This is a genomic window from Thauera sedimentorum, assembly GCF_014489115.1.
GTDB classification, from domain to species: Bacteria; Pseudomonadota; Gammaproteobacteria; order Burkholderiales; family Rhodocyclaceae; genus Pseudothauera; species Pseudothauera sedimentorum.
Genome location: NZ_JACTAH010000003.1, coordinates 48,823 through 65,093 on the forward strand (window position 1 = coordinate 48,823; position 16,271 = coordinate 65,093).

General features: G+C 68.3%; 16 protein-coding genes. 6 read left to right on the plus strand and 10 right to left on the minus strand.

What is annotated here, in order from left to right:
* Positions 1-140: 140 nt before the first annotated feature.
* Complete coding sequence (locus tag IAI53_RS17540; protein ID WP_187719527.1) at positions 141-692, plus strand: cob(I)yrinic acid a,c-diamide adenosyltransferase; 552 nt, start codon at positions 141-143, stop codon at positions 690-692.
* 54 nt (positions 693-746) lie between these two features.
* Here IAI53_RS17540 and IAI53_RS17545 read toward each other — a convergent pair whose 3' ends face one another.
* From IAI53_RS17545 to IAI53_RS17575, 7 genes are all read right to left on the minus strand, one after another.
* Positions 747-1,154, minus strand: a complete 408-nt coding sequence (locus IAI53_RS17545; protein ID WP_225433400.1) for a CBS domain-containing protein — start codon at positions 1,152-1,154, stop codon at positions 747-749.
* Positions 1,155-1,165: 11 nt separating this feature from the next.
* Positions 1,166-1,513, minus strand: a complete 348-nt coding sequence (locus tag IAI53_RS17550) for a P-II family nitrogen regulator (protein ID WP_187719528.1) — start codon at positions 1,511-1,513, stop codon at positions 1,166-1,168.
* Entirely contained in the window at positions 1,510-3,018 is a 1,509-nt protein-coding gene (locus IAI53_RS17555; protein WP_187719529.1) for a DUF1538 domain-containing protein, read from the minus strand. The genes IAI53_RS17550 and IAI53_RS17555 overlap by 4 nt, the downstream gene beginning before the upstream one ends.
* Before the next feature lie 62 nt (positions 3,019-3,080).
* Complete coding sequence (gene dinB / locus IAI53_RS17560; RefSeq protein ID WP_349771951.1) at positions 3,081-4,175, minus strand: DNA polymerase IV; 1,095 nt, start codon at positions 4,173-4,175, stop codon at positions 3,081-3,083.
* Positions 4,176-4,312: 137 nt separating this feature from the next.
* Positions 4,313-5,599: a TRAP transporter large permease gene (locus tag IAI53_RS17565; protein ID WP_187719531.1), complete on the minus strand. Its 1,287-nt coding sequence runs from the start codon at positions 5,597-5,599 to the stop codon at positions 4,313-4,315.
* A gap of 15 nt (positions 5,600-5,614) precedes the next feature.
* On the minus strand, positions 5,615-6,328 hold the full coding sequence (locus tag IAI53_RS17570) for a TRAP transporter small permease (protein WP_187719532.1): 714 nt from the start codon (positions 6,326-6,328) through the stop codon (positions 5,615-5,617).
* A 66-nt stretch (positions 6,329-6,394) separates the two neighbouring features.
* Entirely contained in the window at positions 6,395-7,399 is a 1,005-nt protein-coding gene (locus IAI53_RS17575) for a TRAP transporter substrate-binding protein (RefSeq protein ID WP_187719533.1), read from the minus strand.
* Positions 7,400-7,685: 286 nt separating this feature from the next.
* On the opposite strand from IAI53_RS17575, the gene IAI53_RS17580 reads away from it, so the two are divergent.
* Together IAI53_RS17580 and IAI53_RS17585 are read left to right on the plus strand one after the other, a co-directional pair.
* A complete protein-coding gene (locus tag IAI53_RS17580; protein WP_187719534.1) occupies positions 7,686-8,480 on the plus strand; it encodes an ankyrin repeat domain-containing protein in 795 nt (264 codons plus the stop codon).
* A gap of 215 nt (positions 8,481-8,695) precedes the next feature.
* Positions 8,696-10,126 (plus strand): aldehyde dehydrogenase family protein, encoded by a 1,431-nt coding sequence (locus tag IAI53_RS17585; RefSeq protein WP_187719535.1) that lies wholly within the window; start codon positions 8,696-8,698, stop codon positions 10,124-10,126.
* Between the two features lie 6 nt (positions 10,127-10,132).
* On the opposite strand, the gene IAI53_RS17590 is transcribed toward IAI53_RS17585, so the two are convergent.
* From IAI53_RS17590 to IAI53_RS17600, 3 genes are all read right to left on the minus strand, one after another.
* Positions 10,133-10,933 carry an ABC transporter permease gene (locus IAI53_RS17590; RefSeq protein WP_187719536.1) on the minus strand — a complete coding sequence of 267 codons (801 nt, stop codon included), beginning with the start codon at positions 10,931-10,933 and terminating at the stop codon, positions 10,133-10,135.
* Positions 10,930-11,550 (minus strand): ABC transporter ATP-binding protein, encoded by a 621-nt coding sequence (locus IAI53_RS17595; protein ID WP_187719537.1) that lies wholly within the window; start codon positions 11,548-11,550, stop codon positions 10,930-10,932. Before IAI53_RS17595 ends, IAI53_RS17590 begins: the two co-directional genes overlap by 4 nt.
* A gap of 75 nt (positions 11,551-11,625) precedes the next feature.
* Positions 11,626-12,615, minus strand: coding sequence for a class I SAM-dependent methyltransferase (locus tag IAI53_RS17600; protein ID WP_222948401.1), 990 nt, complete (start codon positions 12,613-12,615; stop codon positions 11,626-11,628).
* A 228-nt stretch (positions 12,616-12,843) separates the two neighbouring features.
* On the opposite strand from IAI53_RS17600, the gene IAI53_RS17605 reads away from it, so the two are divergent.
* The 3 genes from IAI53_RS17605 (at position 12,844) to IAI53_RS17615 (ending at position 16,247) form a co-directional block, all read left to right on the plus strand.
* Positions 12,844-13,893, plus strand: a complete 1,050-nt coding sequence (locus IAI53_RS17605) for a GlxA family transcriptional regulator (RefSeq protein ID WP_187719538.1) — start codon at positions 12,844-12,846, stop codon at positions 13,891-13,893.
* Positions 13,890-14,348, plus strand: coding sequence for an Lrp/AsnC family transcriptional regulator (locus IAI53_RS17610; RefSeq protein ID WP_187719539.1), 459 nt, complete (start codon positions 13,890-13,892; stop codon positions 14,346-14,348). The genes IAI53_RS17605 and IAI53_RS17610 overlap by 4 nt, the downstream gene beginning before the upstream one ends.
* A gap of 240 nt (positions 14,349-14,588) precedes the next feature.
* Entirely contained in the window at positions 14,589-16,247 is a 1,659-nt protein-coding gene (locus IAI53_RS17615) for a SagB family peptide dehydrogenase (protein WP_187719540.1), read from the plus strand.
* Positions 16,248-16,271 lie beyond the last annotated feature (24 nt).

Here is a 16,271-nt window from a genome sequence, read left to right on the forward strand (position 1 = left end):
GACGTATCGCTATGCTGGGGATGCCCCGCGGCTGCGGGCGAATGCGCCAGTCTATCATGAGCCTGCACACCGACCGGGTCATGCGCGGCGCGCACTGCCCCTATAATTGACGTTCACGTCAACCTACAACAGAGAACAGCATGGGACATCGTCTTTCCAAGATCTACACCCGCACCGGCGACGCCGGCACCACCGGCCTGGGCGACGGCAAGCGGGTATCGAAGAACAGCCTTCGCATCCACAGCCTGGGCGAGGTCGATGAACTCAATGCGGTGATCGGCCTGCTGCTCACCGAGGAGCTGCCCGACGAGGTGCGCGCCCTGCTGACCGACGTGCAGAACGACCTCTTCGACCTCGGCGGCGAGGTCTGCATTCCCGGCATGAGCATGATCAGCACCAAGCAGGTGGACATGCTGGAGACCGCGCTCGACCAGTTCAACGAACCGCTGCCGCCGCTCAAGGACTTCATCCTGCCGGGCGGCACCCGCGCCGCCGCGCTGGCGCATCTGGCGCGCACCGTGTGCCGCCGCGCCGAGCGCATGCTGGTCGGCCTGGCACTGGAAGAGGCGGTGAACGACGCCCCGCGCCAGTACCTCAACCGCCTGTCGGACCTGCTGTTCGTGCTCGGCCGCGCGCTCAACCGCGCCGGCGGGCGCGGCGACGTGCTGTGGCAGAAGGGCAAGAACGCCTGACGCCGCAGCAAACAACCGGGGCCGCCGGCCCCGGTGACGTTTCCGAGCGGGCGCTCAGCTCATCAGGCTCTCGCCGTCGGCCATTTCCAGGATGGCGCCGACGATGTCGTCCATGGTGACGATGCCCGCCAGCTCGTTGGTCGCGGTGACGATCAGGCGGCGGATGCCGAGATTCACCATCATCCGCGCCGCATGCTTGATCTCCACCTCGCGCGAGATCGAGATCGCCGGCTTCGCGCAGATGTCGTAGACGTTGATCAGGTCGATATCGCCTTCCTCGGCCACGATGGTCTTGAGGATGTTGGTGTAGGTGATGATGCCGAAGGCGTCGTGCTCGTGGCGCTTGGCCACCACCAGCGACTTCACCCCGCGCTGCTTCATCGCCTTCATCGCCTCGCGGATGGTGGCAAACGGCGAGATGGTGACCACCTCGCGCACCATGATGTCCTTGACCAGCAACATGTGGCTGTCTCCTAGATGTCGTCCTTGATGCGCTGCTCGAAGCGCTCGATCTGCCGGGTGTCGATGCCGGCAATGTGCTCCAGCGGCAGGGTGAACACCACCCCGCGGGAATCGTTCTTCAGGTCCAGTTCGGCGGTCAGGCGCTTGAGCACCACCAGCGAAAGCTTCTTCTCCAGCACGAAGACCAGTACCGACTGGCTGCCCTCGTAGGTCAGCCCGAAGAAGGTCTTCTTCTCCTGCGCACCGATGCCGCGCGCATCGAGAATGGTCACACCGGCCGCTCCCGCGTCGCGCGCAACGTCCAGCGCCTTCTCTTCCAGATCGTCGGCCAGGATGGCCACGAGTACGGCGAATTTCATGTGCTTGCTCCTTCGGGCTGCACGACCCGCTCCACGACGATGGCGTACAGCATCACGGTGATGATGGGAAAGATGGAAGCGAAGGCGATCAGGCCGAAACCGTCGATCAGCACGCTGCGCCCCGGAATGCTGGTGGCCAGGCCGATGCCCAGCGCGGTGACCAGCGGCACGGTGACCTCCGAGGTGGTCACGCCCCCGAGATCGAAGGCCAGCGGCACGATGTAGCGCGGCGCCACCCAGGTCAGCAGGATCACCACGGCGTAGCCGGCCATGATGTAGTAGTGGATGGACCCGCCGGCAATGATGCGATGCACGCCGACGGTGATCCCCACCGCTACCCCAAGCGCCACCAACAGGCGGATGCGGTTGCCGTCGAGCTTGCCCTTGCCGGCCTCCTCGGCCTTCTGGCCGATGGCGATCAGCGCCGGCTCGGCCATCGTGGTCGCAAAACCGATCGAGAACGCAAACAGGTAGACCCACAGAATGTTGGGCAGTGCGATCAACTGCTCCGCCATGCTGCGGCCGATCGGGAACAGGCCGAGCTTGAGGCCGACCACGAAGGCGTAGAGCCCGACGATCACCAGCACGAAGCCGCCGGCCACCTTGTGCAGGTGGGCCAGCGGCTTGCGGATCACCACGTACTGGAAGAACAACACAACACCGATGATGGGCAGCACGTCGCGGAACATGCCCAGCAGGTCGGTCAGCATGCCCATCAGGAAGGCCCCGACGCCGCCCTCGACCGCCGGCGCGGCACTTGCCGCCGCCGCAGCCGCAGCCTCGAGCGGGGCCCCGTCACCGAAGCTGTAGACCACCACGCCGTACAGCTGCACCGAGATCATCGGCACCATCACCGCCAGGGCGACGAGACCGAATCCATGCGCCAGCGGATTGCGCCCGCGGATGGACATTGCCAGGCCGATGCCGAGCGAGGCGATCAGCGGCACGGTGACGATGTTGGTGGTCACCCCGCCGGAGTCGTAGGCCAGGCCGACGATCTCCTCGGGCGCGAAGAAGGTCACCGTCACCACCAGCAGATAGCCGCCTATCATGTACCAGTGCAGGGACTGGCCGAGGATGGTGCGCACCACGCCGAGCGCCACCACCACGCCCACCGACAGCGCCACTAGGATGCGCAGGGTGAAGCCGTCGATACGCCCGCCGCTGATTGTCTCGGCCTGGGTGGCAACGGCGATCAGCGCCGGCTCGGCCACCACCGCGGAGAATCCCAGGGCGAAACCGAAGATCATCAGCAGGGGCAGCGAACCCCTCTTGGCGAACTCGTTCGAGAGGTTCTTGCCGATCGGAAAGATGCCCAGCTCCAGCCCCTGCAGGAACAGGGCCACGCCGAAGACCACGACGAGCAGGCCGAAGGCCATGGGCAGCAGGCCGTCGGGCACCTGGCGCATCACCACAGCCTGGAAGAAGACGACCACCACGACGATGGGCAGCAGGTTGCGGAAGGCGTGCTGCAGCGTGTTGTAGAACTCGGCGAGCGGATTCACTTGTTATGGCCGGAAGGCGTCGACCCGGCGAGTATCACCAAGGACGCAACGAGGGTCAAACATCATACGTCCGGGGCATGAGCGCCGACGGCGCCGGTGGATTCGGCATCGAACAGGGCAAGCTGGGCGCCGTCCTCGCGCGTCTCGGCGTAGCGCACGCCGATGCCGATCAGGCGCACCGGCAGCGCCTTGCGCGCATGCCCCTCGGCCAGCAGCGTCCGCCACAGGGCCGGAGAGGGTTCGTCCGCAGCGCGCTCGACGGTGGTCTGGCTGAAGTCCGCGAACTTCACCTTGACGAAGGCCTTGCACACCGCGCCGGCGTCGCGCGCGCGCTCGTAGCGGCGCGTGAAATCCTCGACCAGCGGCGGCAGCGCGTCCAGGCAGGCGTCCAGGTCCGGCAGGTCTTCGGTATAGGTGGTCTCCACCGACAGCGACTTGCGTGCGCGGTCGGGCGACACCGGGCGGTTGTCCTCGCCGCGGCACAGGCGGTAAAGGCTGGCGCCGAAGCTGCCGAACTCGGCCACCAACTCCGCCTGGCCCCAGGCGCGCAGGTCGCCGCAGGTGTCCACCCCCGCCGCCTGCAGGCGGGCCGCGGTGACCTTGCCGACCCCGAAGAGCTTCTTCACCGGCAGCGCGGCGACGAAGGCGTCCACCTCCTCCGGGCGCACCACGAACTGCCCGTTGGGCTTGTTCCAGTCGCTGGCCACCTTGGCGATGAACTTGTTGGGCGCGATGCCGGCCGAGGCGGTGATGCCCACTTCCGTGTGAATGCGCGCACGGATCTCCTGCGCCATCAGCGTCGCCGAGCCGCGGCAGCGCTCCACCCCGCTGACGTCCAGATAGGCCTCGTCGAGCGACAGCGGCTCGACCAGCGGCGTGTAGTCGCGGTAGATCGCCAGGATCTGGCGCGAGGCGGCGCGGTAGCGCTCGAAATCCGGCGGCAGCAATACCAGCTGGGGACACAGGCGCAGTGCATGCGCCGAGGACATCGCCGAACGCACGCCGAAGGCGCGCGCCTCGTAGTTGCAGGTGGCGATCACCCCGCGCGAACCGGGCCGCCCGCCCACCGCCACCGGGCGTCCCGCCAGCTCGGGCGCATCGCGCACCTCGACTGCGGCATAGAAGCAGTCGCAGTCGCAGTGGATGATCTTGCGCACGGGCGTGTCGGGCGGCTCCATCGAGGCTCGGGCAGAAACGTTGATCCGCTATTTTGCCGTCAGTTGCAGCCGGCGTAGACGGCAACAGGCCCGGCACATGGCCGGGCCTGCACGATACGGTCGCGCCGTACCGTCGCTTACATCATGCCCAGGGCCCGCGGCAGGAACAGCGAGATCTCCGGGATGTAGGTGATCAGCATCAGGAACACCAGCATGGTGTACAGCCAGGGCAGTACCGCCTTGCTCATCTCGGTCAGGCCCGCGTTGGTGATGCCGCTGGCCACGAACAGGTTGAGACCCACCGGCGGGGTGATCATGCCGATCTCCATGTTCACCACGATCATCACGCCGAAGTGGATCGGATCGATGCCGAGCGCGGTGGCCACCGGGAACAGGATGGGCGCGAGGATCAGGATCACCGAGGACGGCTCCATCAACGCACCGGCCACCAGCAGCAGGATGTTCACCACGATCAGGAAGCCGATCACGCCCATGCCGCTGGCGACGATGGCGTCGGCCATGCGCTGCGGGATCTGCTCGCTGGTCAGGATGAAGGAGAACAGCACCGCGCTGGCGATGATGAACAGCAGCATCGAGCTCATGTTCGCCGAATCCAGCAGCACCCGCGGGATCTGCTTGAAGGTCAGATCCTTATAGACGAACACCGCGATGAAGAAGGCGTACACCGCGCTCATCGCCGCCGCTTCGGTCGGGGTGAACAGGCCGGAGTAGATGCCGCCCATCACCACGACGATCAGCATCAGGCCCCAGAAGGCCTTGCGGAAGGCCGCGAAACGCTCGCCCCAGCTGGCAGCAGGCAGGGTCGGGAAGTTGCGCTTCTTGGCCACGTACCAGGTGCACACCCCCAGCATGAAGGCCAGCAGCAAGCCCGGGATGACGCCGGCCATGAACAGCGCGCCCACCGAGGAGTTGGTGGTCACCGCGTACATCACCATGACGATGGACGGCGGGATCAGGATGCCCAGGCCGCCGGCCGAAGCCACCACGCCGGAGGCGAAGCGCAGCGAGAAGCCCTGCTTCAGCATGGCCGGGATCAGGATCGAGCCGATCGCCACCACGGTGGCCGGGCTGGAACCCGACACCGCCGCGAACAGCGCGCAGGCCAGCACCGAGCTCATCCCCAGGCCGCCGCGCAGGTGGCCGACCATGGCGGTGGCGAAGTTGATCATGCGCCGCGCCACGCCGCCGTGGGTGAGGAAGTTGCCGGCGAGGATGAAGAACGGGATCGCCATGATCTCGAACTTCTCGATGCCGGTGAACATCTTCAGCGCCACGGATTCGAGCGGCACGTCGGTGAAGATGAACATGAAGCTCAGCACGGTGAGGCCGAGCGCCACGCCGACCGGCATGCCGATCGCCATGAGGACGACGAGCAGGCCGAAAATTGCAATCGTGTTGGTCATCTTGGCGTGCTCCCGTCAGTTCTTGTCGCCCGGGCGCTTGGGATGGGTCTTGGCCCATTCCTCGTCGCTCTTGCCGGCATGCGCATGTTCGATGTCTTCGGCGGCGACGATCGCCTCGCCGATCGACAGGGTCTCGGTTTCCTCGTCCAGACCTTCGACATGGCCGTGGTTGTGCGTCGGCAGCTCGCCGGTACGGGCGAAGCTCGCCATGACCTGCAGGAAGCGGTAGGACATCAGGAAGGAACCCAGCGGCACGGCGGAATAGACCACCCAGGTCGACCATTCCAGGTCGGGCGTGGTCGGGCCTTCGTAGTATTCGCCGGGGTCGCGGCCGATCAGCGTGAGGAAGTCGTAGGCCATGCCGTTTTCCCACACGAAGAGCGCGCCGAAGATGCCGATCAGTCCGGTGAAGATCACACCGCAGACCAGTCCGGTGTGGATCATCACCGCACGCGGCTTGTCCTTGAGCTTGTTGATCAGGATGTCCACACCGACGTGGATGCCGGTGCGCACCCCGTAGGCGGCACCGAACTTGGCCATCCATACGAAGAGGATGATGCAGAATTCCTGGGCCCAGCCGACATTCATCTCGAGCAGCCAGTCCTGCAGGCCCGGGATGTCGAAACCCGAGGCGTAGCGATGCACGACCGAGATGAAGATGACGATCGTGGCAACGGCCATCAGGCTGCCGATGATGATCTCTTCCAGACGGTCAAGTAGCTTGTTCATGAGAGTCTCCCCCTGAAAAAAACGCCCACCGGCTTGGGCCGATGGGCGTCTTGACGGGTCACTGCATCAGAAGGAAGCCGGATCGAAACCGGTGGCTTCGTAGATCGACTTGATGGTCGCCGCGCCGACGCGGGATTCCATCTTCTTATGCACCGGCAGCAGCGCCTTGATGAAGGCCTTGCGCTCGGCTTCGGTCGGGGTGTAGATCTCGGTCTTGCCCGAGGCGCGCACGGCTTCCAGCGCCTTGTCGTTCTCGGCCTTGGCGATCTCGTTGGCGTAGTCGGTGGATTCGGCCATGGCCTTCTCCAGCTGGCTGCGCACCTCGGCCGGCAGGCCGTCCCAGAACTTCTTGTTGGTGATCACCGCATAACCCAGGTAGCCGTGGTCGGTCAGGGTCATGTGCTTCTGCACTTCGTGCATCTTCTGGGTGTACAGGTTGGAGTGCGGGTTCTCGGTGCCGTCCACCACGCCGGTCTGCAGCGCCTGGTAGGTTTCCGAGAAGGCCATCACCTGCGGCAGCGCCTTCAGCTCACGCATCTGCTCCTCGATCACCTTGGAGGACTGGATACGCATCTTCTTGCCCTTCAGGTCTTCCGGGCTGCGGATCGGGGTATTGGCAGACAGCGACTTGAAGCCGTTGTCCCAGTAGGCCAGGCCCTTGATGCCGCGCGGCTCCAGCTTGGCCATCAGCTTCTGGCCGACTTCGCCCTTGGTGACCTTGTGCAGCGCGGTGTAGCCGTCGAACATGTACGGCAGGTCGAAGGCTTCGAACTCACGCACGCCCAGCGGGCCGAACTTGGCCAGCGACGGGGCGAGCATCTGCACGGCGCCCAGCTGCAGGGCCTCCATCTCTTCCTTGTCCTTGTAGAGGGTGCTGTTGGCGTACACCTCGACCTTCACGGCGCCGTTGGTGTATTGCTCGGCCAGCTCCTTGAACTTCTCCGCCGCCTTGCCCTTGGGCGTATCGGTGGCCACCACGTGGCTGAACTTGATCACGATGGGATCGGCCGCCGCGGCGCCGGCGGAAAGGCCGGCCATGACGAGGCCCAGCAGGATTGCGCGAACTTTCATTACTCTCTCCTCCAAGTGAAGAACCTGTGCGCTCGATGCGCATTCGACCCGGCCGCACCTGGTCGAAAACCGCTGCGGCCTGGGCTTCCGGACGGCAGCCGTCCGAAGAGCGGCACAATACTGTTACACGTCGAAGTGCCTTGCTATTGTGGAATACCGCAGTCGCCATCGCCAGGACGCATGCGCCACACAAGCCCGCCGCCGTAAGCCCGTGTGCCACGCCCCGGAGTGGGTAGTACACTGCGCGTACAAGACAACCGGGCAGCAACAGGCACCAGGAGACAGCATGAAGCACCCCTTGTTCGAAGACATGGGGGACGACTACCCGCGGCATCTGGAGGAGCAGTTCGACCGCGTCCTCACGCGCATCGAACAGCTGTGGGACCTGCCGGAACTCGACGACTACTTCAGCGACCTGCTGATCGACAAGCGCGGCGGGCGCCAGGGTTTTCCCAAGGAAGTCCTCAACGACATCCTGCGGGTGCGCGCCTTCCGCGAATCCGAATCGCTGTCCGCGGCCGAACGCACCGAAGACGCCCGCCGCGAGCTCGCGCGCCGCGGCCTGATGCTGGAGCGCGCGGACTTCTTCCGCGCACTCGACGCCGGCGATATCGAACTGATCGATCTCTACGTGCGCGCCCGCTTCAACATCCACATCGCCGACGAACGCGGCGCGACGCCGATGCTCGCCGCCCTCAAGCGCGGCTACACGGTGATCGCCGGCATCCTGCTCAAGGCCGGCTCCGACGTGAACGCCCCCGACCGCCTGGGGCTCACACCGCTGCTGGTGGCCTGCGGCAAGGCGAGCGAGGGCTACCGCAACATCACCGAGATCCTGATCCGCAAGGGCGCGCGCATCAACGTACGCGACCCGCTAGGCAACACCCCCTTCCTGCTGGCGGTCTCCGGCGGCATGCTGGACATCGCCGCGCTGCTGCTCGAACGCGGCGCGGACCCGAAGGCGGTCAATCGCAAGGGCGAGAACGCCTACATGCTGGCTCAAGGCCATACCGACCCCACGCTGATCGAACGCCTGCGCGAGATGCTGCGCGCGCAGGACGCCCCGCCCCCTGCGCAATGACGCACCCGGCATGAAGCCATTGCCCGCGAACTTCCCACCATCGCGGGCAAGCCCGCTCGACCGCCGGAAGCCCGGCCGAGGCAGCAGGCGGGCTGCAGGAGCGGCCTTGGCCGCGATACTGCCGACGAGGAAACGAGCGCAGCACCGCGGATGCCGTGAATACGCCCTAAAATCACCCGACAAGCACAAACACAAACACACTCAGGAGACACCACATGCCCATGCTGCGCACCCAGTTCTACATCGACGGCCAATGGACCGATCCGGTCGGCAGCGACACCATCGAGGTCATCGATCCGAGCACCGCCCAGCCCTACGCGCGCATCCCTGCCGGCACCCCGGCCGATGCCGAACGCGCGGTGGCCGCCGCACATGCCGCCTTCGACGGCTGGTCGCGCACCACGCCGGCCGAGCGCGCCGCCGCGGTCGGACGCATCGCCCAGGCGCTGGAAGCGCGCAGCGCCGAGCTGGCCGAAGCCATCGCCCGCGAAGTCGGCATGCCGCTGAAGATGGCCTCGCGTGTGCAGGTCGGCGGTCCGCTGTGGCACTGGAAGAACTACGCCGCGATGGCCGAACGCTTCGAGTGGGAGCGCCAGGTCGGCAACTCGCTGGTGCTGCGCCAGCCGGTCGGCGTGGTCGGCGCCATCACCCCGTGGAACTTCCCGCTCAACCAGATCACCCTCAAGGTCGCGCCCGCCCTGCTGGCCGGCTGCACCGTGGTGCTCAAGCCCTCCGAGGTGGCGCCGATCAACGCCTTCCTGCTCGCCGAGGCCATCCACGAGGCCGGCCTGCCGGCGGGCGTGTTCAACCTGGTCACCGGCTACGGCCCGGTGGTGGGTGAAGTGCTGGCGCGCGACCCGCGGGTGGACATGGTGTCCTTCACCGGCTCGACCCGCGCCGGCCGCCGGGTGGCCGAGCTGGCCGCGGCCACGGTCAAGAAGCTCGCGCTGGAACTGGGCGGCAAGTCCGCCGCGGTGGTGCTGGACGACGCCGACCTGCCGGCCGCGGTCAAGGCCACGGTGTCCAACTGCCTGCTCAACTCCGGCCAGACCTGCTCGGCGCACACCCGCCTGGTGGTGCCGCGCAACCGCCTGGACGAGGCCGCCGCGCTCGCCGCCGAGGCGATGGCGAAGATGAACCTCGGCCCCGCGCTGGCCGAAGGCAGCCGCCTCGGCCCGCTGGTCAGCGAAGCCCAGCGCGACCGGGTGCGCGAGCTCATCCGCCGCGGCGTCGCCGAAGGCGCCCGCCTGGTGTGCGGCGGCGCGGAACAGCCTGCGGACCTGCCCGAGGGCTACTTCGTCTCGCCCACCGTGCTGGTGTGCGAGGACGCCAAGGCCACGGTGGCGCAGGAGGAGATCTTCGGCCCGGTGCTGGTGCTGCTGCCGCACGACGGCGACGAGGACGCGATCCGCATCGCCAACGACTCGATCTACGGCCTGGGCGGCGCGGTGTGGGCGGGCAGCGACGAACGCGCGCTGGCGGTGGCGCGGCGCATCCGCAGCGGGCAGATCGACATCAACGGCGGCGCCTTCAACCCTCGCGCGCCCTTCGGCGGCTTCAAGCACTCCGGCCTGGGACGCGAGGGCGGCGAGTACGGGCTGGAGGAATTCCTCGAATACCAGGCGCTGCAACTGCGCCAGAGCTGAACCCGGTCAGCCCCGGCTGCCGACCCGTTCGGGCCGCAGCCGGTGGCGCTCGTCGAACAGCCGGCGCGCGGCGAGGTTCACCGCCACCATGGTGCCGAAGCCGGTGCCGCCGGCGATCAGGAACATCACCAGGATCTGGTACTTGGCCGCCTCCAGCGGCGGCGAGCCGGCGAGGATCTGGCCGGTCATCATGCCCGGCAGGCTGACGATGCCGGCCGCGGCCATGGCGTTGATGATCGGGATCAGCCCGACGCGCATCGCGTCGTGGCGGATGTCGGCGATCGCCTCCTGCCAGCGCTCGCCCAGCGCAAGGCGGGCCTCGATCACCGCGCGACGCTGCACCGCGTCCTGGGTGAGGCGGTCCAGCCCCAGGGCGATACCGTTCATGGTGTTGCCCAGCACCATGCCGAGCAGCGGAATGGCGTACTGCGGCGCGTACCAGGGATCGTTGCCGACCACCGCCACCAGGGCCAGCACGGTGACGGTGAAGGACGACACGAACATCGACACCGTGCCGATGCCGTAGCCCCACCAGCCGTTCAGGCGGTGCTTCTGCCGCGCGATCACCTCGCGCCCGGCGGCCAGGATCATCACCGCCGCCATCAACGCCACCCAGTGCAGGCGCGCGAACTCGAACACCGCCTTGAGCACCAGCGCGATCAGCAGCAACTGCACGGTGGTGCGCGCCGCCGAGACCAGCAGCTGGCGCTCCACGCCCAGGCGCAGGCGCAGCGACAACGCGGCCAGCAGCAGGATCAACGACGCAGCGATCATCAGGTCGGCGGGCGACAACGCCACGACGTTCATGCCTCTACCTCCGCCGCCGTCGCAGCCGCTTCCAGCCGCCCTTCGCGCAGCATCAGGCTGCGGCTCGCCACCCGCGCGGCCTGGCGCGCATCGTGGCTCACCCACAGCACCGCGGCGGCGTGATCGCGCCGGTAGTCGGCGACCAGGGCCTCCACCCGCGCGCTGCTTTCAGCATCCAGGTTGCCGGTGGGTTCGTCGAGCAGCAGCGCCGCCGGTTGCAGCGCCAACGCGCGCAGCAGGGCCAGGCGCTGGCGCTCGCCGGTGGAGCAGCGCGCCACCTCCCAGTCCAGCGCCTCGCCCGGCAGATCGAGCGCTGCCAGCTGCGCGCGCTCGAAGCCGGGCGGAAAGTGCGCACCCACGCGGGCGTGCCACCACTGGCTCTCGGCGGCCACCAGCACCACCTTGCGGCGCCACTGCGGCGCCGGCATCGCCGAACAGGCCACGCCGTCCAGCCAGGCCTCGCCGGTGTGCGGATCGAGGTCCGCCAGCGCGCGCAGCAGCAGGGACTTGCCGCTGCCCGAGGCGCCCTGCAGGCAGACGCACTCGCCCGCGCCGATACGCAGATCGAGCGGGCCGACATGGCGGGTGGCGAAGCGTTCCAGACGTAATTCGGGCAAGGCGGCCCCGGTCGAGGGATGAGGGATCAGCCGTGAGCATAATCGAAGTCCGCCGCCCTGCCCGCCCGCTTCGGCTCACTCGCGCTTGTGGGCGAGGAACCAGACGTTCATCGGGTCGTGCGCGAACACGGTGCGCCGCACCTCGGCAAAGCCCGCGCTGCGCAGCATGGCTTCGGCGGTCTCCCAGCCCCACATGGTGCCCAGCCCCTCGCCGCCCTGGCCGAGCGACACCGGGGTGCAGTGGAAGCAGGAGATGGCGTAGAGGAAGGAGGCCATCGGGAAGTCCAGGTTGTTCTCCAGCCGGGCGGAGCCGCCGATGTCCTGCATCACGTAGCGCCCACCCGGGCGCAGCGCGGCGAACAGCGCATCGAGGAAGCGCTGCGGATGCTTCTGGTCGTGCACCGCGTCGAAGGTGGTGATCAGGTCGAAACGCGCGGCATCGTCCAGATGGCTGAGGTCGCGCACCGCGAAGCGCAGGTTGTCCAGCCCGGCCGCCGCGGTGCTGCGCTGCGCGTGGCCGATTGCGTCGCGGCACAGGTCGTAGCCGGTGAAGCGGCTCGCGGGAAAGCGGCGGGCCAGTTCGATCAGTGCCGCGCCGCGACCGCAGCCGGCGTCCAGCACCTCGATGCCGGCCTCCAGGCGCGGCACCAGGCCGTCGTCGATGCCGAGCACGTGGTCGAAGAGCTGCGCCACCACGGTCTGCGCGCTGTCCTCGGCCATCACCTCGTGGAAGCGCGGGTAGTCCTCGTAGCGCGTGCCCGCGCCGCTGGCGAAGCACTGCAGGATCAGCGGTTCCAGCGCGCCCATCATCGCCACGTGCTGCGCATACACCGCCATGTTGCCGAGCCGGCCGCCGCGGGTAAGGCTGGCGGCGTGCTCCGCGGGCAGTGTGTAGTGCGCGCTGGCCGGGTCCCAGCGCACCACGCCGCCGGTCACCAGCGCGGCCAGCCATTCGCGCACGTAGCGCTCGGCCAGTTCGCTGCGCGCCGCCAGCCCGGCGCTGGTCGCCGGCCCCGCGGCCAGCGCGTCGAGCAGCCCGCTGCGATGGCCCACCGAGATCATCACCGCCAGCGCGCCGTGGTCGAGGATGCCGGCCAGTTGTTCGCCAAAGGCCTCGGCCGCCGCCTAGTTGAACTCGTGCCGCGCGTGCTGCGGGTTGTCTAGCGTTGCTTCCATGTCCTGTCTCTCCGTTGTCGCCGCCCACGCGGCGTGAATGGCAAGACTAGGCGCGCGCAGCCGCCCTGCTCAGAGCGGGAGTGGACAGCAGCGGGGCGTTCGTGCCAGTTTTGCCTCATGAGCGCGCAACTGCCGCCGCTGGAAGCCGCCATCGTGGTGCTGCCCGACTGCACCCCGACGGTGCCCTACGGCCTGTACGAGGTGTTCGCCGCGGTGGGCACAGCCTGGCCGGCGCTGACCGGCGAGGCGCCGGCGGCGCGGCGCATCCGCCCGCAGCTGGTAGCGCCGGACACCGCGCCGTTTGCCAGCGCGGTCGGGCTGCCGATCGCCCCGCAGGCCGCCTTCGCCGCGGTCGAGCGCTGCGACCTGGTGGTGGTGGGCGACCTCTCCCTGCCGCCCGGCGCCAGCCCGCGCGGGCGCTGGCCGGAGGCCGCCGCCTGGCTGCGCCAGCAGTTCGAGCGCGGCGCGCTGGTGTGTTCGGTGTGCACCGGCTCCCTGTTGCTGGCCGAGGCGGGCCTGCTGGACGGTCTGCCGGCCACCACCCACTGGTGCGCCACCGGCCTGTTCCGCGAGCACTACCCCCTGGTCCGCCTGCACCCGGAGCGCATCCTGGTGCCGGCCGGCCCCGCGCACCGCATCGTCACCAGCGGCGGCCAGGCCTCCTGGGAGGACCTCGCCCTTCATCTGGTCGCCCGCCTGTGCGGCGAGGCCGAGGCGGTGCGCATCGCCAAGGTGTTCATCTTCGGCGACCGCAGCGAAGGCCAGCTGCCCTTCGCCACCATGTGCCGGGTGGCCCGCCACGAGGATGCGGCCATCGCGCGCAGCCAGGCGTGGATCGCCGAGCACTACGACCACAACAACCCGGTGGGCGAGATGGCCGCGCGCTCCGGCCTTGCCGAGCGCTCGTTCAAGCGCCGCTTCAAGGCCGCCACCGGCCTCACCCCGCTGGCCTACGTGCATGCGCTGCGCATCGAGGAGGCCAAGCACCTGCTGGAGCGCAGCAGCACCGCGGTCGAGACCATCGCCGCCATGGTAGGCTACGGCGACCCCGCCTTCTTCCGCCGCCTGTTCCGCCGCACCGCCGGCGTGAGCCCGGCGCAGTACCGGCGGCGCTACCAGACCATAGGGCATGTGCAGGACGACGCCCCCGGCAGGACACAGGAATGAAACTCGACCCCACCCAGCGCCGCATCCTGGCGCTGCTGCAGAAAGACTCCACCCTCAGCACCCAGGCGCTGGCCGACAAGGTCGGCATGTCGCCCTCGCCGTGCTGGCGGCGGGTCAAGGAGATGGAGGAAGCCGGCATCATCCGCGGCTACGTCGCCCTGGCCGATCGCCAGAAGCTGGGCCTGGGCACCTGCGTGTGGGTGCGGGTGAAGCTCAAGAAGCACAGCACCGAGGTGCTCGACCGCTTCGAGCAGGTGGTCAAGGGCTACGACGAGGTGGTCGAATGCTACGAGTTGCTGGGCGAGACCGACTGCCTGCTCAAGCTCTACCTGCCCAACCTGGAAGCCTTCTCGGTGTTCATGCACAACTTCCTGCTGAAGATTCCCGAGGTGGACGTCACCCACTCCAGCGTGGCGCTGCGCGAGATCAAGAACGAAACGGCCCTGCCGCTTTGAGGCCACCGCCCCATCCCAGCTAAGCGGGTACGCCCTGCCCGACGCACCACTCCAAAGCCCGCCACCCGGCGGGCTTTGTGCTTTCTGTGGTGTGCCCAACAGGGCTGGCCGATTGTCACACAGGCGACAAGCCCGCCCGGGCGCTCGGCTCCCAAGCCCGCATGATTCGCGGCCTGCAGCGCTGCCGGCGGCTGGTACTGCTCTTGCTGGTACCCCAGTACCCCGGCCCGTGGCTCCGTCATGAACAGTCCGACTTGCGAACTTCCCGCTGCACTCGACCTCATCCGCGACTATCACCAGCGCACCAAGCATCGCTTCGAGGCCTATGCCCGCAGCCCCGGCTCCCTGGACTGGGACGAGATGCCGGCACCGTTCCGCCACTACGAGGGCTGCCCGCAGATCGCCCTGCCGCTGCTGCAGGAAGCCCGCGCCGGTACGCCACTGGGCAACGCACTGGCGCGCCCGTTCGGCAGCCTCGATCAAGCCATCGAAGCGGTGCCGGTCGACCTGGCCAGCATCGCGGCCCTGTTGCAGCTGTCGCTGGGTCTCACCGCCTGGAAGAACCTCGGCCCGGACCGCTGGGCGGTGCGCGCCAATCCCTCGAGCGGCAACCTGCACCCCACCGAAGCCTGGCTGCTGATCCACGGCATCGCCGGTCTGGCTGATGGCCTCTACCACTACCGCCCGGAAAACCACAGCATCGAACTGCGCGCCGCCCACCCGGCCGGCACCGGCCAGCCACGGCTGGCGGTGGCACTGAGTTCGGTGATGTGGCGCGAGGCCTGGAAGTACGGCGAGCGCGCCTTCCGCTACTGCCAGCTGGATACCGGCCATGCCGCCGGCTGCCTGCGCATGGCCGCGGCTTGCCTGGGCTGGGGCCTGCAGGAGCAGCCGCAGTTGGCCAGCACCGATCTGGCGGCGCTGCTGGGAGTCGACCGCCAGCAGGACTACCCGGCGCGCAAGACCCCGGCGACCGAGATCGAGGAAGCCGAACTGCTGCTGGCGATCCGTCATCCGCAACTGCCCGCCTTCGAACTGAGCAGCGCCCAGGCCCGCGAGCTGGCGGCCGGTGCCCGCTGGCAGGGCGTGGCCAGCAGCATCGACCGCCATCCGATGTACCGCTGGCCGGTGATCGACGCGGTGGCCGAAGCCAGCCGCCAGCCGGCGGGCAGCATCGCCCCCGCTTACGACCTGCCCGCGCCGCTGCCGCGCCAGATGGCGTGCGAACGCCCGGCCGCCGAACTGATCCTCGGCCGGCGCAGCGCCCAGCGTTTCGATCACTACTACCACCTGCCGCGGGCCACCCTGCGCAGCCTGCTGCAACGCCTGCAGCCAGTGGCCGCAGCGCCCTGGGATTGCCTGAGCCAGCCCTCGAACGCCGCCCTGCTGCTGTTCGTTCAGCACGTGGAAGACATGGCGCCAGGCCTGTACCTGCTGCTGCGCGACGCCACCATCGGCCCTGCCCTGCTGGCCGAACTCGGCCCGCGTTTCGAATGCAACCCGGTGGAAGGCTTCGACCAACTCTATCTGCTGGCCGCCCGCCAGCCGGTGGAACTGCAGCGCATCGCCCGCAACCTGCACTGCCATCAGGAGCTGGCCGCCAATGCCTGCTTCGCCGCCGGCATGCTGTGCGCCTTCGACGACAACATCGCGGCCCAGCCCTGGGCCTATCGCCAGCTCTACCGCCAGTGCGGCCTGCTCGGCCAGCAGCTCTACCTGGAAGCCGAGGCCCACGGCCTGCGCGGCACCGGCATCGGCTGCTTCTTCGACGATCCCGTCCACGAGCTGCTGGGCCTCAGCGGCCAGCGCTGGCAGAGCCTGTATCACTTCACGGTGGGCAGCCCGGTCAACGACCCGCGCATCGAGTCGACCCCGGCCTATGCCGACCGCCAGCCTTGAACCCGCCCTTTTGGAGCTTCAATC

What these genes read in the sequence shown, in the direction of transcription:
- IAI53_RS17590 (WP_187719536.1), bottom strand. Translation starts at nt 10,933, where the DNA reads ATGAACGTCGTGGCGTTGTCGCCCGCCGACCTGATGATCGCTGCGTCG.
- IAI53_RS17575 (WP_187719533.1), bottom strand. Translation starts at nt 7,399, where the DNA reads ATGAAAGTTCGCGCAATCCTGCTGGGCCTCGTCATGGCCGGCCTTTCC.
- IAI53_RS17585 (WP_187719535.1), top strand. Translation starts at nt 8,696, where the DNA reads ATGCCCATGCTGCGCACCCAGTTCTACATCGACGGCCAATGGACCGAT.
- IAI53_RS17610 (WP_187719539.1), top strand. Translation starts at nt 13,890, where the DNA reads ATGAAACTCGACCCCACCCAGCGCCGCATCCTGGCGCTGCTGCAGAAA.
- IAI53_RS17605 (WP_187719538.1), top strand. Translation starts at nt 12,844, where the DNA reads ATGAGCGCGCAACTGCCGCCGCTGGAAGCCGCCATCGTGGTGCTGCCC.
- IAI53_RS17570 (WP_187719532.1), bottom strand. Translation starts at nt 6,328, where the DNA reads ATGAACAAGCTACTTGACCGTCTGGAAGAGATCATCATCGGCAGCCTG.
- IAI53_RS17540 (WP_187719527.1), top strand. Translation starts at nt 141, where the DNA reads ATGGGACATCGTCTTTCCAAGATCTACACCCGCACCGGCGACGCCGGC.
- IAI53_RS17615 (WP_187719540.1), top strand. Translation starts at nt 14,589, where the DNA reads ATGAACAGTCCGACTTGCGAACTTCCCGCTGCACTCGACCTCATCCGC.
- IAI53_RS17565 (WP_187719531.1), bottom strand. Translation starts at nt 5,599, where the DNA reads ATGACCAACACGATTGCAATTTTCGGCCTGCTCGTCGTCCTCATGGCG.
- IAI53_RS17580 (WP_187719534.1), top strand. Translation starts at nt 7,686, where the DNA reads ATGAAGCACCCCTTGTTCGAAGACATGGGGGACGACTACCCGCGGCAT.
- IAI53_RS17545 (WP_225433400.1), bottom strand. Translation starts at nt 1,154, where the DNA reads ATGTTGCTGGTCAAGGACATCATGGTGCGCGAGGTGGTCACCATCTCG.
- IAI53_RS17550 (WP_187719528.1), bottom strand. Translation starts at nt 1,513, where the DNA reads ATGAAATTCGCCGTACTCGTGGCCATCCTGGCCGACGATCTGGAAGAG.